The sequence below is a fragment of the Bacillus cereus group sp. MYBK14-1 genome, from assembly GCF_051916885.1.
Lineage (GTDB): Bacteria > Bacillota > Bacilli > Bacillales > Bacillaceae_G > Bacillus_A > Bacillus_A cereus.
This window is the reverse complement of record NZ_JBQAHM010000001.1, coordinates 382,080-395,006: the sequence shown is the minus strand read 5'-3', so window position 1 is coordinate 395,006 and position 12,927 is coordinate 382,080. Positions and strand designations below refer to the sequence as shown.

Here is a 12,927-nt window from a genome sequence, read left to right as displayed (position 1 = left end):
CTCTTGAGATTACTCTTTTTTTGTAGAAATTTCGTCGCTTAGTTATTAAATCGATTTTAAATTTATGAAATAATATTGACTGAATCAAGTTCAGTCGTTTATGATTGAATCAGATTCAGTCGTGGTGAAAACATTGTAGGAGATGACGTATGAAAAGAATATCAAAAGAACCAGATGTAAGACGCCAAGAGTTAATGGATATTGGTTTTGAACTATATATGAAAAATGGTATGAAAGGATTTGGCATAAAAGATGTTGTGAATCATGCAGGTGTAGCAACGGGCTTATTTTATTATTACTTCAAGTCTAAAGAGAATTTTGTTGATGAAGTTTTAAATGACTGTATTGTGAAAAATATGGAGTTAATTGAAGAAATACTTGTTTCAAATGAACGGTCTGTCATGCAAAAGATGAAAGATTCACTAGATATATTTTGGACATTTATTGAAAAGTTAGCACCCTATAAAAATGTGAGTTCGTTTCAGACGGAACAACATTTTCAACTGGAACAGAAATTATTCGCACGTATGCAACCGTTAATTAGACAAGTAATTGAAGAGGGAGTAAACATAGGGGTTTTTTATACTGATAACTCATTATTAGCTTCTGGGTTTATTCTATACGGTCTTAGCAGTATTGCTCATTCAGAAGTAAAGTTGAATCTAGATACAAAACATGAAATGGTTAATTTAGTATTAACTACACTACGATACAATCAAAAGGAAGGAGAAAGTTTATGAAAATTATTATCGATGGAAATAATATCTCACAAGAGCAACTTATAAAATGGAAAAGAGAACGGATAAAAAAAGTATTATATATATTAGGACATAAAGAGCCTGAAATAAATGATACAGACGTCATGATAAAACAGCTAACGGAAATAAAGTTGCGATATACATACAATGAAATGTACGAAAAGTTGAAATCAAAACTTAGATTAAGTGCAATAGGTATGCGTATCTGTACTCTTTTATCTGGCGATAGACGAAAATTTTCAAAAACTAGTATTTATTTAGATGGGATTACAGCAGAAGAAGCCATACATGGAATTGATAGTTTGATGCTTGAACAATCACGTGAAAATAACAAAGTGAATTTATCTGCTTGTCCTGATCACTATGTACTAAGACCCTTTGGGGAAAATGAATTAGAGGTTATCGAAACTACTGGTAATTCTCCGTTTCCAGTTCAATTTTTCATTGTTTTTGGTGACGAAACCGGATTGAAAACACCGAGAGATAAATCTTATCAATACCAATCAACAGGTGTTGCACGTATGAAAGATGGTACTACTATTGGTGGAGTTCGACATCAATTTAAAGATACTGATACAGGGATAGAAGTAAGTCTAGTTGTTGAGTTCCCAGCCCTTTGTCCTAATAGTCTAATTAAATCCCATCAAATGCATTTAGCGTGTGAGTTTTCTTATTGGTTACAGTGGATTAAAGATCAGAAAAAATAGTAAGTAAACGTCGTTTAAATAAACAAAAGTAAAATGTTCAAACAAATCATATGTATGTTTTAATAAAACCTAGTTGACTTATCGGAAATATTTGTATAATATGTACTTAATTCCATAACGTATTGCTGATTGGAGAAACCAAAGGCATTTTATCAACAGATAAAATGCCTTTGGTTTTTTTATTGCACAAATACTGAATCTGTTCATTTATATGAATCATTTTAAGGAGGGAAAGAAATGACTGTTTCAATTGATGGGGTATCAAAATATTTTTTGAAACAAACTGGTACGGTTCAAGTGCTAGAGAATATTAATTTTCAATTAGAGGAAGGGGATTTTGTTACAGTAATTGGTCCGAGTGGGTGCGGAAAAAGTACATTACTAAAAATTGTTGCAGGTCTAGATAATGATTTTGAAGGTGAAGTTGTTATTGACGGGGAGCCTATCTTAAAAACGAGCAAGAAACAAGGTTTTATTTTTCAAGAACATAGGCTTTTTCCATGGTTAACAGTTGAAGAAAATATAGCGGCAGATTTGTCGTTAAAAGATAAGTATGTGAAAGATAAGGTGAGAGAATGGGTTGAAATCGTTCGGTTAGATGGCTTTGAAAAATCGTATCCGAAAGAAATTTCAGGCGGGATGTCACAACGTGTTGCGATAGCGAGAGCGTTATTAAGAGATCCAAATGTATTATTACTTGATGAACCTTTTGGAGCGCTGGATGCTTTTACTCGAAGTCATTTACAAGAAGTATTGCTAAATATTTGGGAGCAGAAGAAAACAACAATGATATTCGTTACACATGATATAGACGAAGCGATATATCTTTCAAACCGAATCATCATTATGAGTGCAAAACCAGGGAAAATACATAAAGTGATTGAAAATAATTTGCCTTATCCGCGAAATAAAACTTCTCAATCGTTCCAACAACTTCGAACGAAAGTATTACAGCAGTTTGAATATGGAGGGTTGATTCAAACAAGTATATAGGAAAAGGGTGATTTTATATGTATAAAAAATTTAAAATTCTTTCTTTTGCTTTAGCTATATCAGTATGTTTATTAGGATGTGAAAAAAGTACAGCAAGTAGTAAGAAAGAAGATGTAACAATACAAATTGGTATACAGCAAGGGTTAAGCCCGCTATTACTAGCAAAGAAAAAGGGGTGGTTTGAAGAGGAGTTTAAAAAAGAAGGAGTTAAAGTGAAATGGACAGAGTTCCAAAGTGGACCTCCTTATTTTGAAGCAATCGCATCAAACCGATTAGACTTTGGTGAAGTAGGGAATTCTCCAGTCATTTCAGCGCAAGCAGCAGGTATTGGATTTACCGAAATCGCCAATACAAGTTATGCGAGAAAAGGAACTGGAATTCTCGTTCAAAAAGATAGCAAGATTGCGAGTGTAAAAGAGTTAAAAGGTAAAAAAATTGCAGTAGCAAAAGGAAGTAGTGCCTTTAATTTATTGTATCGAGCACTTGATAAAGAAGGGATTGATGCAAAAGAGGTAAATGTCATTCAATTACAACCAGATGAAGCGCAGCCTGCATTTGAATCAGGATCAGTAGATGCATGGGCGATTTGGGACCCTTTCATATCATTACATACGTTAAATAAAGGTGCGAAGGTGATTGCAGACGGTGAAACATTAAATGTCTCTTCACCAGAATTTTTAATTACGAGAACAAAATTTGCGAAAGAACATCCAGAATTAGTTGAGAAATTCCTCAAAGTTTATGAGAAAGCACGTGTATGGCAAGATGCTAACTTAGATGAAGCAATAAAAGTATATACTTCTGTAAAAAAGATAGATGCGGAGATCGTAAAAGAAGTGTTTAATCACGACAAACCAATTTTAGTTCCGGTAACGAAGGAAATAATAGCAGAACAACAAAAGACAGCGGATTTTCAATATAAGCTCGGTTCTATAAAGAAAGAAACTAAGGCGGAAAAAGTTGTAGATAATTCTTTCGTAGAAAAAGCATTGAAAGCGAAGTGAAAAGAGGTTTTGTAAAGTGGAAAATACGAAAGCTGTTATGAAACCAGCGAGTATAACGATTGAGAAAAACAGAGTTAAGAATGTGCGAAAGTTAAATGTAAAAGTTTTAGTAAGGGCAATTACTATACCGGTTATTATATTAATAATTTGGCAGTTAGCTGGCGTATTCGGTCTTGTTTCTAAAACAGTTTTACCAACACCATTAGATATTTTTTTAGCTTTCCAAGAGCTTATTAAAACAGGAGAGTTATTCGGCCATTTAAGTATTAGTGTATTCAGGGCTGCGGCTGGTTTCTTTATTGGTGGGGGCTTAGGAATCATTTTAGGAACGATTGTTGGATTTTCAACGAGAAGTGAGCAATATTTAGATCCATCTGTGCAAATGTTAAGAACTGTACCTCATCTAGCTGTTGCGCCACTTTTCGTATTATGGTTCGGTTTTGGTGAAACATCGAAAGTGTTATTAATTGCAGATGGTGCATTTTTTCCTTTATACGTAAACGCATTTTTAGGTATTAGAGGTGTGGATTCAAAGTTATTTGATGTAGCGAGAGTGTTAGAGTTTAGCAAAAGAAAACTAATTACGAAACTCATTTTACCATCTGCATTGCCTAACCTTTTACTAGGAGCAAGGTTATCGTTAGGTGTTGCATGGGTGAGTTTAGTAGTAGCAGAACTTATGGGATCTACAGAAGGTATTGGTTATATGATTATGGATGCAAGGCAATTTTCAAATACAGATATCGTATTTGTCGGCATAATTATCTTTGCATTTGTTGGGAAGTTTTCTGACTCTCTAGTACGTTTACTAGAAGCGAAGTTTTTAAGATGGCGAGATAATTTTAAAGGTGAGACTGGGAATTAACATATAAATTATTAGGGGTAATTTATATAGAATGTGTTAGTATACGATTCAAAATAAATAAGGGGTGTGTAAAGGCATGGAATTATTATGGTTTATTCCGGCTTATGGAGATGGTCGATATTTAGGAACGACAAAACGAGGAAGAGCAGCTGAATATGGTTATTATAAGCAAGTTGCTGCGGCAGCTGATTATTTAGGATATACGGGTGTTTTACTTCCAACTGGTCAAGGATGTGAAGACCCTTGGGTGTTAGCTTCAGCTCTTGCTGCTGAAACAGAAAAACTAAAATTTTTAGTAGCAGTGAGACCAGGACTAATGTCCCCTACAGTTGCAGCGAGGATGGCATCTACATTTGATAGAATTTCAGATGGGAGACTGCTTATTAATGTAGTAGCTGGAGGAGATCCAGTTGAACTACAAGGAGATGGATTATATCTTGATCATGATGAAAGGTATGAAGCAGCGGATGAATTTTTAAAAGTTTGGAAATCGACATTGCAAGGTGAAACGATCTCTTTAGAAGGAAAACACATTCAAGTTACAGATAGTAAAGTTGTATTCCCACCAGTTCAAACGCCATATCCTCCTATATATTTTGGAGGATCATCAGCTGCTGGAAAAGAAGTAGCAGCTGAACATAGTAATGTATATTTAACGTGGGGAGAGCCGCCAGAGCAAGTAAAAGAAAAAGTAGAAGAAGTAAGAAAACTTGCAGAAGAGAAGGGGCGTACAGTCCGATTTGGCATTAGATTACACGTAATTGTAAGAGAGACAGAAGAAGAAGCATGGGAAGAGGCCGAACGTTTAATTCAATATGTGGATAATGAAACAATTGAGCTTGCTCAAAAGACATTTGCAAGATATGATTCGGTTGGTCAAAAACGGATGACACATTTAAATAAAGGTACGAGAGAGTCGTTAGAGATAAGCCCTAATTTATGGGCTGGTATCGGACTTGTAAGAGGTGGGGCAGGTACTGCACTTGTAGGCGATCCGCATACAGTAGCAGAAAGGATAAAAGAATATGAATCGTTAGGAATTGATACGTTTGTTTTATCAGGATATCCGCATTTAGAAGAAGCGTATGAAGTGGCAGAATTGTTATTCCCATTATTGAAAGACAAGAAGAAAGAAGAAAATAAAATTGTTGGTGAAATGATTGCTGATGCATATGCATTAAAAAAATAGTGAGAAATAAAGTTTCACTTATTTATTGCTTCATTTTGTTTACTGCCTGTTAATAGGGTATAAAAAATCCGCAAGTTATTCGCTTGCGGGTTTTCATCGTAAATTATTAGAAAATATGGTAAAATCAAAGGGTAACTTAAGGTGCGGTTGGTTGTTCAATTATCACTTCTCCGAGTAGGAGGGGGGTGATAATACGTGAGTGAAATAGCGTTGCTACTGCAGGGTGGACTGTTTCTCGTTGCATTGTTAACGTTCGTCGTCGTTTTAATAGACAAGCTCAAAAAATAACAACCCACCTATGCCTATAGAATGTGGGTTGTTTTGTTTGTAAGAAACAAATAGGATAAATGAACAATCCAATCTGCTAAGTTACGTGGACTAGTGTGTAGCCGCACACTAGTCTTTTTTATTTATATACAATTTATAATTGGTTTATGTGATTGTATTGTTCTTTTCATACTCATTATAACACAGTGTCTTTTCATCAAGAAAGGAGACCGTATGTTCTGGTATCTATTATATAGTAGGTGCTTTTTCTTTGAACAGCCCATCCATATACTGTTTTAAACTTTGGACATAAAATTTCTGTGTATTCACATTATTTACACCGACAATGGGTGATGGAAGGTCAAATCTTTTTTCTGATAAATGAACGACAACATCAAAGATGTCAAACAAGCGAATGAAGCAAAACAGACCGTCTTTATCGCTAAGTAAAATAAAGTAATGATTTTCACTACTTGTATTTAGCGTATTCCATAAAGAACTTTTGCTTAAATCACGTACAATGCTTTTTTCTTTTAGTTCCACGAAATCTGCATTTGAGAGAATGGTAGAAATATCAATTGCATCTTGATCTTCAAAGTAGCCATCAACTGCTTGTACAGCGAATGTATAAGCCATTTTTAATATACTCATTTTATATTTACGGTTATCTAATAGTAATTCACGTTGAATAGAACTCGCTACTTTCGTTACACGTTCCTCTTTCCAAATTTCATTATGTAAGGAAATATCGTGCTTTTTACATAGTTTCATAATTAATGCATTAGAATAAAGAATTTCGTCGCTTACTTCGACAACATCAGTCTCAGCAGCCGCAAGTTCCTCACCGTGCTCATTCGTATAGAGTGGGGAATCAATTTGTCTTTTCATTTGTTCAATCTTAAATTGACTCAATTTATGCCTAATTAAAGGACGATCAATATTTGTTGTCATTTGTTCATGACAAGTATCACAAATTGAGTTTGTGAAATAATATCCACATAATATTTCTGGAATGACATATTGTTCACTAAGTTCTTTCGTATCTTTTCTGCAAATGATGCATTGTGTCATTTTTATCACCTTTACCTGCAAATTTGTATGTAATCTCATTGTAGTGTATTTATTGGTATTTTGGAATATTGTAAAGGAAAATATTATGTGAAATTCATACTTATTTTGGTACAATGAAGAGAAGTGCTAGTTTAAAGGAGGCCATTTTTTTGAAATCAAAAGTGCACTTTTGGACATTAGAAGTGCTAATGGTTGTAGGAATCATATTTATTTGCACAAAAATATCATTTTTATTTCAACCGATTGGTATCTTCATATCAACATTATTTTTCCCAATCTTAATCGCGCTTTTTTTATACTTCATATTTAATCCTGTATTAATCTTTTTGGAGAATAAAAAAGTACCTAGAAATTTAGCGATATTGCTGTTATATCTTTTTATCATAACATTAACTGCGGTTGGCGTTGGAGTAGTTGTTCCTACGATTTCACAACAGCTAATGGACTTAGTAAAAAATATGCCAGGCTACATAAAAGAGGGAAAAGTATACATACAAGAATTATCACATCATAGGTTGTTTGAATGGTTATCTACACAAAACTACGTTTCCATTGAAACAATTGAAAAAAATGCGATTGAATACTTAAAAGATATACCAAATACAATTACGTCGAGTGCAACGGCTTTATTTGGTATTATCACGAACGTTGCATTAGTTGTATTTACTGTACCGTTCATTTTATTTTACATGTTTAAAGATGGACATGCCTTTCCAGGAAAAGCGGTAAGTTTATTACCAGAATCTTACCGTGAAGAGGGGCTTCGTATCATTAAGGAAACGAACGAAACATTATCTGCATATATTCAAGGGCAAGCGCTCGTTTGTATATTTGTAGGTGCGTTTACTTTTATCGGTTATTTAATTATTGATTTACCGTACGCTTTCGTTTTAGGAATTATCGCAGCATTTACAAACATCATTCCTAACTTAGGTCCATTTATCGGGGCAGCACCAGCTGTTATTGTAGGACTGTTCGTATCTCCGATGCAAGCCTTATACGTAATTATTATCGTAACAATTGTACAACAGTTTGAAAGTAATATTATTTCACCACGTATTATGAGCTCGAAATTAAATATTCATCCACTAACAATTATTATTTTAATTTTAGGGGTAGGTAACTTTGCGGGAATTATCGGAATGATTTTAGCAGTACCAGTTTATGCAGTAACAAAAACAGTTGTTTCGAACTTAGTGAGATTGTTTAAGACGAAGAGAAGTAACCGAAAATAGTAAAAACTGAGGAAGATACACCGCTTTTTAAGTGGTGTATCTTTTGTTTATAAATAAATAATTAAAAGTGGGTTAATTTGATTTTATTATATATTTTTTATACATCAAATTCAGTGATAAACTTGTGTGGTATAAGCTCTATAAAACTATGTGGAATCCCTCTGAACTATCCAAATCATTTCCTTACAGCGTGCTATCAACATCATAATCGACTCCTTTCAATTCCATATAGTTAAACGATTAAAGGTGAGTGTAGTATTTGCTTCTACGATCTCGAATTTCATTAATAACTTGTTTATATTGTCTTTCTTGTTTTAATTCATTTTGAGATATTGTTTCTTTTTGAATGGTAATGGTTAAAAAGAAAAGGTGAAACTTCATATGTGAATTCCTCCTTTCGAATTGGAATTACAGATGACTACAGTAATGACTTTGTCTTTCTTTTACAGAATCCATAGCCTGATTAATTTGTCGTTCATGAAGCATTTCAGACTCAGAAAATTTATTTTTTTGAATGGTAATGGTTAAAAAGAATACTTTAAATTTCATAAAATAATTGCCCCTTTATAAATGATTTAGAAAAAACGAGTGTAATAAGAAATTATAGGTGACTACAGTAATGACTTTGTCTTTCTTTTACAGAATCCATAGCCTGATTAATTTGTCGCTCATGAAGCATTTCAGACTCGGAAAATTTATTTTTTTGAATGGTAATGGTTAAAAAGAATACTTTAAATTTCATAAAATAATTACCCCTTTATAAGTGATTTAGAAAAGACGAGTGTAATAAGAAGATTGGCGCTCTTTTACTTCGTCCATAATGCTTTGGATGTGTTGCTCACGTAAAATCTCTTTCTGTGAAAGCTTACGTTTTTGAATGGTGATTGTTAAAAAGAATGCTTTAAATTTCATGAATATATTACCCCTTTAAAATATATTTTTAATACATTTGAGTGTAGTATGAACTTTTAATGTCAGTTATTTTATCAGTCAGTTGTTTTAACTGTTGTTTACGATTGATTTCAGTTTCAGATAAAGTATTTTTTTGAAGCACAGTCGTAAAAAAGAAAATATGAAAAGTCATAAATGAATTCCTCCTTTCGAAAAGGAATTACAGGTGATCACAGTAAAGTGCTTGGCGCTCCTTAACATCATTCATAGCTTTTTCAATTTGCTCATTATGAAGAATTTCATCTTTGGAAATTGTATTTCTTTGAATCGTAATACTTAAAAACAATACGCTAATAGTCATTGAATGTTGCTCCTTTCTTAGAAAAATAATGTAAGAGACTAAAAAATCGCGCAAAAAAACCACAGGAAGATACAGTTCTCCTATGGCTGGGCGTGAAAAAGCCACAGGAAAGTATACGACCTCCTGTGGCGAATTTATGAATTAAATGAAATAAAGTACGATTTTCAATTCTCCATTAGGGTGGTCGAATTCATATTTAATTGTCCAGAAAACACAGGTGCAGTTAACGCTAAAGTTAATGCATGTAATTGTAATTTCATCATTTCCTTCGACCTCCTTTTAGAATTTTTTTCTTACGTTAGTAAGTATATACAATTAATGGATAATTGTAAACATAAAAAATGAAAATTTTTAATTTTGATTAAAATGCGTATATTTAAAAAGGGATTTGAAAGTAAATATTGTAATTAACGAAATATCGATAAAAATGGGGGATGCTAAATGAAATATATGCATCATAACATAATCGTTATGCTAACAATTTTTTTATTCATTACGGCTTGTTCTAACGGGGAAAGAATAAAAGATATATATGATGTTAGGTCAGATGATTTTAAGAAATATACTGGGACATACGTTGGTAATAATTCAGATGTGGTTGCAATTATTCATCATTTACCTGGTGGTGGAACAGTTCAAAGTATAAGTTTAGAAAATGAAAATATAAAAGTGAACTATGGTGCAAAAGAGAGTGGAGCTCTTACAGAAGAAATGATTGAGACGTATTGGTTTGATGAGAAAGATACGATGAAGAAGAATTTTCTCTTTAATGCTACCTATCTAGTAATTTTAGTACCAAACGCAAAAGCTTATGAGTTTCAAATAGAAAATAAAAACTTTAAGATAATGAGGGAAGAAATGTTATCAATTTTGCATAGGGAATTCGATGATTTTCCAAAAGAAAAAGATATATGGGATAAAAATAAAGTTATAAAGTTCTTTAACGGCAATGAAGAAAAAATTAAAATGCTTGTGGAAGATAAAGATTTTCGGAAATCTTTATTTGCTAAATATCCAGTGAGCCAGTTGAAATAATGGAGGGGAGAAGATGGAGTTAGTATACAAAATTTCTTATCATAGAATGCAGGATCATTATTTACCTAAATTAGTACAGGCAATTAGGCTCGTTAGTGAAGAAGATTTGTGGAAAAAAGAGACCTCTGTTAATTCAATTGGTGGAATCGTACTACATATTTGTGAACATTTACAGAGAAATACAAGGCGTTATAAGGATCCAAATACAGTTTTTGAAAATGGAATTGAAGAATATTTTCCAGTGAAACAAATAAGCTCTGAAGCTTTGTTAAAAACTGTTGAAGAAATATTTGATGAGTGGGGCAAAGCATATATACAGGTCTGGGAAGAAAAAAGGCATATTGATCTTCAAAGTCTATTACATTTGGTTGAGCATACAAGCTATCATTTAGGGCAAGTAGTAGATCGTACAAAATGTATTGAGGGACAACAGTTTAATTTTTGTCAAAATGGTATAAATGAAAAGAATTTGAGAACAAGAGTTGAAACTTCGAATTTTTAGAAAGAGAGACATTCTTAATTGAATGACTCTCTTTTTTGTAAAAGAAATTTATGGAAAAAAATAATTCTATGTGATATGGTTAATTACATAAGTAATGAACCTATGAACCTAAGGTGGTGAAAATGTGAAGCCGACTCTAGAACAAAATAAATTAATATACATACAAATTGCAGAAACGATTGAATCTGATATTTTAAAAGACATATTGCTTGAAGAAGAACAAGTTCCATCGACAAATCAATTTGCGAAGATGTTACAAATAAATCCGGCTACCGCAGCTAAAGGGGTGAATGTATTAGTGGATGAGGGAATTTTATATAAAAAGAGAGGGATCGGGATGTTTGTTGCAAAAGGAGCAAAAGAAGTTGTACTAAAAAAAAGACAAAATACTTTTATGACTGAATATTTACCTAAAGTGTGGGAAGAAGCGAAAGTACTAGAAATATCAAAAGATGAATTGATGGATATGATCCAAAAGATTACGAAGGAGGGGAAAGAGGGATGATTGCACTTGAAACGAAAGATGTAACGAAAAAGTATAAAAAGAAAATAGCTGTAAATGAAGTAACGATTTCATTGGAAGAGAATAAAATATATGGTTTGCTTGGAAGGAACGGAGCAGGGAAAACGACTTTATTAAATTTACTAGCAGGACAAATTACTTCAAGTAGTGGAAGTGTATCAATATTTGGTGAAGATGTTTTTGAAAATAGTAAAGCGATGCAAAATATTTGTTTCGTTAGAGTAAAAGAAGAGTCTCATTTAAGTTATAGCGTAAAAGAAATTTTTAAGATATGTAACATGTTTTATAAAAATTGGGATCAGAAGTTTGCTGAAGAACTGGCGGGTAAATTTCAGCTTAATATAACAGAGAAATACCATAAACTATCTCATGGCATGCAAACAGTTGTAGGAATTATTAAAGGGTTAGCAAGCAGAGCGACAATTACTATTTTTGATGAACCAACTACAGGATTAGACGCAGCACATCGTGAGTTATTTTATAGTTTACTACTAGAAGATTACGGGGAGTATCCCAGAACAATTATATTATCAACACATCTGGTAGAAGAAGTAACCCATGTTATTGAAGAAGTAATTATCATAAAAGAAGGTGCACTTGTTGTTCAATCAACAGTGGAAGATTTATTGCAACAAGGTCATATTATTTCAGGGCAAAAAGGTAAAGTGGAGGAGTTCTTGATTAATAAAAAAGTTATAAATAAAGAAATTTATGGGAATAAAGGTATTGCTGTTATATGGGAAGAGCTTTCTAATGAAGATTGTTACTCTCTTGAAAAAGAAGGTTTAGTAATTGATAGAATTACATTACAAAAACTATTTATTCACATGACTGGTGGTGAAGTGGAATGACGATGTTAATGAAACAATTGAGGTTACATATAAATTTTCATTATAAAGCAATTTTAATATTTTGGATTGTAGCTTTATTAATAAAAGGAGCTTTATATGCTGCTCATTTAAATGAAGCGAAAGTTGGTTATTTACCCGAAATTATCAATAATCCTTCAATTGCAATTATGATTTTTATAGTAGGGAGTGTTTTCATTGTTCAAGATGATTTATTTCGTTTAGCAGTTTCATTTGGTATAACGAGAATACAATATTTTATCGGAGCGATTTGTTATATTGTGTTGCAATCCGCATTGTTTTCATTCCTTCAAATACTATTTTTACAAGATATAAAATATAACTTAGTAAATGTTAACTTTGGAGAGCAATTAATACAACAGTTTATTTTACAATTTTTATTTTATGTTACGATAGCATGTTTCTTTCAAGTAGTAGTAATTTTTAAGCAAAGATTTCAATGGATTGGTCTCATGATTGGTGGGTCGCTTTTCCTTTCAACAAATAGTGTGCTGTATGGAGAAGTAGGGATAAAAGGATTGTTATTTACAAATGATGTATCTTTAATAGATATCCCTTATTTTATTGTTATTTCAATTGGATTAACAATTCTTTATATCATAACTAGTAGTATATTTATTCGTAAAGTATCATTTGAACGAACAGTTTAAAATAGTG

General features: G+C 32.5%; 20 protein-coding genes. 13 read left to right on the top strand and 7 right to left on the bottom strand.

Annotated elements, in window-relative coordinates; genetic code table 11:
* Positions 1 to 149 precede the first annotated feature (149 nt).
* The 7 genes from ACTFR3_RS02100 to ACTFR3_RS02070 all read left to right on the top strand — a co-directional run bounded on the left by ACTFR3_RS02100 (position 150) and on the right by ACTFR3_RS02070 (position 5,804).
* Positions 150 to 740, top strand: a complete 591-nt coding sequence (locus tag ACTFR3_RS02100) for a TetR/AcrR family transcriptional regulator (RefSeq protein WP_000822621.1) — start codon at positions 150 to 152, stop codon at positions 738 to 740.
* Positions 737 to 1,465: a hypothetical protein gene (locus ACTFR3_RS02095; RefSeq protein WP_000691330.1), complete on the top strand. Its 729-nt coding sequence runs from the start codon at positions 737 to 739 to the stop codon at positions 1,463 to 1,465. Before ACTFR3_RS02100 ends, ACTFR3_RS02095 begins: the two co-directional genes overlap by 4 nt.
* Positions 1,466 to 1,702: 237 nt before the next feature.
* On the top strand, positions 1,703 to 2,458 hold the full coding sequence (locus tag ACTFR3_RS02090) for an ABC transporter ATP-binding protein (RefSeq protein WP_000218576.1): 756 nt from the start codon (positions 1,703 to 1,705) through the stop codon (positions 2,456 to 2,458).
* 17 nt (positions 2,459 to 2,475) lie between these two features.
* The gene (locus ACTFR3_RS02085; protein WP_060852027.1) at positions 2,476 to 3,462 is read left to right on the top strand and encodes an aliphatic sulfonate ABC transporter substrate-binding protein; all 987 of its coding nucleotides are present in this window, start codon (positions 2,476 to 2,478) and stop codon (positions 3,460 to 3,462) included.
* A gap of 16 nt (positions 3,463 to 3,478) precedes the next feature.
* On the top strand, positions 3,479 to 4,327 hold the full coding sequence (locus ACTFR3_RS02080) for an ABC transporter permease (RefSeq protein ID WP_000432128.1): 849 nt from the start codon (positions 3,479 to 3,481) through the stop codon (positions 4,325 to 4,327).
* A gap of 76 nt (positions 4,328 to 4,403) precedes the next feature.
* Positions 4,404 to 5,516, top strand: a complete 1,113-nt coding sequence (gene ssuD / locus ACTFR3_RS02075) for an FMNH2-dependent alkanesulfonate monooxygenase (protein WP_000422246.1) — start codon at positions 4,404 to 4,406, stop codon at positions 5,514 to 5,516.
* 195 nt (positions 5,517 to 5,711) lie between these two features.
* The gene (locus ACTFR3_RS02070; protein WP_001289320.1) at positions 5,712 to 5,804 is read left to right on the top strand and encodes a putative holin-like toxin; all 93 of its coding nucleotides are present in this window, start codon (positions 5,712 to 5,714) and stop codon (positions 5,802 to 5,804) included.
* Between the two features lie 228 nt (positions 5,805 to 6,032).
* On the opposite strand, the gene ACTFR3_RS02065 is transcribed toward ACTFR3_RS02070, so the two are convergent.
* On the bottom strand, positions 6,033 to 6,854 hold the full coding sequence (locus ACTFR3_RS02065; protein WP_000189709.1) for an HNH endonuclease: 822 nt from the start codon (positions 6,852 to 6,854) through the stop codon (positions 6,033 to 6,035).
* A gap of 149 nt (positions 6,855 to 7,003) precedes the next feature.
* Between ACTFR3_RS02065 and ACTFR3_RS02060 the strand changes: the two genes are divergently transcribed.
* On the top strand, positions 7,004 to 8,089 hold the full coding sequence (locus ACTFR3_RS02060; RefSeq protein WP_000837892.1) for an AI-2E family transporter: 1,086 nt from the start codon (positions 7,004 to 7,006) through the stop codon (positions 8,087 to 8,089).
* 240 nt (positions 8,090 to 8,329) lie between these two features.
* Here ACTFR3_RS02060 and ACTFR3_RS02055 read toward each other — a convergent pair whose 3' ends face one another.
* From ACTFR3_RS02055 to ACTFR3_RS02030, 6 genes are read right to left on the bottom strand one after another with little or no spacing between them, the layout of a single operon-like run.
* Positions 8,330 to 8,470, bottom strand: a complete 141-nt coding sequence (locus ACTFR3_RS02055; protein ID WP_000668498.1) for a YrzI family small protein — start codon at positions 8,468 to 8,470, stop codon at positions 8,330 to 8,332.
* A 27-nt stretch (positions 8,471 to 8,497) separates the two neighbouring features.
* Positions 8,498 to 8,638 (bottom strand): YrzI family small protein, encoded by a 141-nt coding sequence (locus tag ACTFR3_RS02050; RefSeq protein ID WP_000669805.1) that lies wholly within the window; start codon positions 8,636 to 8,638, stop codon positions 8,498 to 8,500.
* A 52-nt stretch (positions 8,639 to 8,690) separates the two neighbouring features.
* Entirely contained in the window at positions 8,691 to 8,831 is a 141-nt protein-coding gene (locus ACTFR3_RS02045) for a YrzI family small protein (RefSeq protein ID WP_000669805.1), read from the bottom strand.
* 26 nt (positions 8,832 to 8,857) lie between these two features.
* Complete coding sequence (locus tag ACTFR3_RS02040) at positions 8,858 to 9,001, bottom strand: YrzI family small protein (protein ID WP_000668965.1); 144 nt, start codon at positions 8,999 to 9,001, stop codon at positions 8,858 to 8,860.
* A gap of 28 nt (positions 9,002 to 9,029) precedes the next feature.
* A complete protein-coding gene (locus ACTFR3_RS02035) occupies positions 9,030 to 9,173 on the bottom strand; it encodes a YrzI family small protein (RefSeq protein WP_000142729.1) in 144 nt (47 codons plus the stop codon).
* Between the two features lie 27 nt (positions 9,174 to 9,200).
* Positions 9,201 to 9,341 (bottom strand): YrzI family small protein, encoded by a 141-nt coding sequence (locus ACTFR3_RS02030; protein WP_000156193.1) that lies wholly within the window; start codon positions 9,339 to 9,341, stop codon positions 9,201 to 9,203.
* Positions 9,342 to 9,782: 441 nt separating this feature from the next.
* Between ACTFR3_RS02030 and ACTFR3_RS02025 the strand changes: the two genes are divergently transcribed.
* The 5 genes from ACTFR3_RS02025 (at position 9,783) to ACTFR3_RS02005 (ending at position 12,920) form a co-directional block, all read left to right on the top strand.
* Positions 9,783 to 10,376, top strand: coding sequence for a DUF4825 domain-containing protein (locus ACTFR3_RS02025; RefSeq protein WP_440041255.1), 594 nt, complete (start codon positions 9,783 to 9,785; stop codon positions 10,374 to 10,376).
* Positions 10,377 to 10,389: 13 nt separating this feature from the next.
* The gene (locus ACTFR3_RS02020) at positions 10,390 to 10,878 is read left to right on the top strand and encodes a DinB family protein (protein WP_000424637.1); all 489 of its coding nucleotides are present in this window, start codon (positions 10,390 to 10,392) and stop codon (positions 10,876 to 10,878) included.
* Positions 10,879 to 11,002: 124 nt separating this feature from the next.
* Positions 11,003 to 11,383 carry a GntR family transcriptional regulator gene (locus ACTFR3_RS02015; RefSeq protein WP_000805185.1) on the top strand — a complete coding sequence of 127 codons (381 nt, stop codon included), beginning with the start codon at positions 11,003 to 11,005 and terminating at the stop codon, positions 11,381 to 11,383.
* Entirely contained in the window at positions 11,380 to 12,252 is an 873-nt protein-coding gene (locus ACTFR3_RS02010) for an ABC transporter ATP-binding protein (protein ID WP_000560921.1), read from the top strand. Before ACTFR3_RS02015 ends, ACTFR3_RS02010 begins: the two co-directional genes overlap by 4 nt.
* Positions 12,249 to 12,920, top strand: a complete 672-nt coding sequence (locus ACTFR3_RS02005; protein ID WP_000178200.1) for a DUF4052 domain-containing protein — start codon at positions 12,249 to 12,251, stop codon at positions 12,918 to 12,920. Before ACTFR3_RS02010 ends, ACTFR3_RS02005 begins: the two co-directional genes overlap by 4 nt.
* Positions 12,921 to 12,927: the final 7 nt, after the last annotated feature.

Coding starts and splice junctions, on each gene's coding strand:
- ACTFR3_RS02035 (WP_000142729.1), bottom strand. CDS start 9,173: ATGACTTTTCATATTTTCTTTTTTACGACTGTGCTTCAAAAAAATACT.
- ACTFR3_RS02010 (WP_000560921.1), top strand. CDS start 11,380: ATGATTGCACTTGAAACGAAAGATGTAACGAAAAAGTATAAAAAGAAA.
- ACTFR3_RS02090 (WP_000218576.1), top strand. CDS start 1,703: ATGACTGTTTCAATTGATGGGGTATCAAAATATTTTTTGAAACAAACT.
- ssuD (WP_000422246.1), top strand. CDS start 4,404: ATGGAATTATTATGGTTTATTCCGGCTTATGGAGATGGTCGATATTTA.
- ACTFR3_RS02085 (WP_060852027.1), top strand. CDS start 2,476: ATGTATAAAAAATTTAAAATTCTTTCTTTTGCTTTAGCTATATCAGTA.
- ACTFR3_RS02050 (WP_000669805.1), bottom strand. CDS start 8,638: ATGAAATTTAAAGTATTCTTTTTAACCATTACCATTCAAAAAAATAAA.
- ACTFR3_RS02100 (WP_000822621.1), top strand. CDS start 150: ATGAAAAGAATATCAAAAGAACCAGATGTAAGACGCCAAGAGTTAATG.
- ACTFR3_RS02045 (WP_000669805.1), bottom strand. CDS start 8,831: ATGAAATTTAAAGTATTCTTTTTAACCATTACCATTCAAAAAAATAAA.
- ACTFR3_RS02020 (WP_000424637.1), top strand. CDS start 10,390: ATGGAGTTAGTATACAAAATTTCTTATCATAGAATGCAGGATCATTAT.
- ACTFR3_RS02040 (WP_000668965.1), bottom strand. CDS start 9,001: ATGAAATTTAAAGCATTCTTTTTAACAATCACCATTCAAAAACGTAAG.
- ACTFR3_RS02055 (WP_000668498.1), bottom strand. CDS start 8,470: ATGAAGTTTCACCTTTTCTTTTTAACCATTACCATTCAAAAAGAAACA.
- ACTFR3_RS02005 (WP_000178200.1), top strand. CDS start 12,249: ATGACGATGTTAATGAAACAATTGAGGTTACATATAAATTTTCATTAT.
- ACTFR3_RS02095 (WP_000691330.1), top strand. CDS start 737: ATGAAAATTATTATCGATGGAAATAATATCTCACAAGAGCAACTTATA.
- ACTFR3_RS02065 (WP_000189709.1), bottom strand. CDS start 6,854: ATGACACAATGCATCATTTGCAGAAAAGATACGAAAGAACTTAGTGAA.
- ACTFR3_RS02025 (WP_440041255.1), top strand. CDS start 9,783: ATGAAATATATGCATCATAACATAATCGTTATGCTAACAATTTTTTTA.
- ACTFR3_RS02030 (WP_000156193.1), bottom strand. CDS start 9,341: ATGACTATTAGCGTATTGTTTTTAAGTATTACGATTCAAAGAAATACA.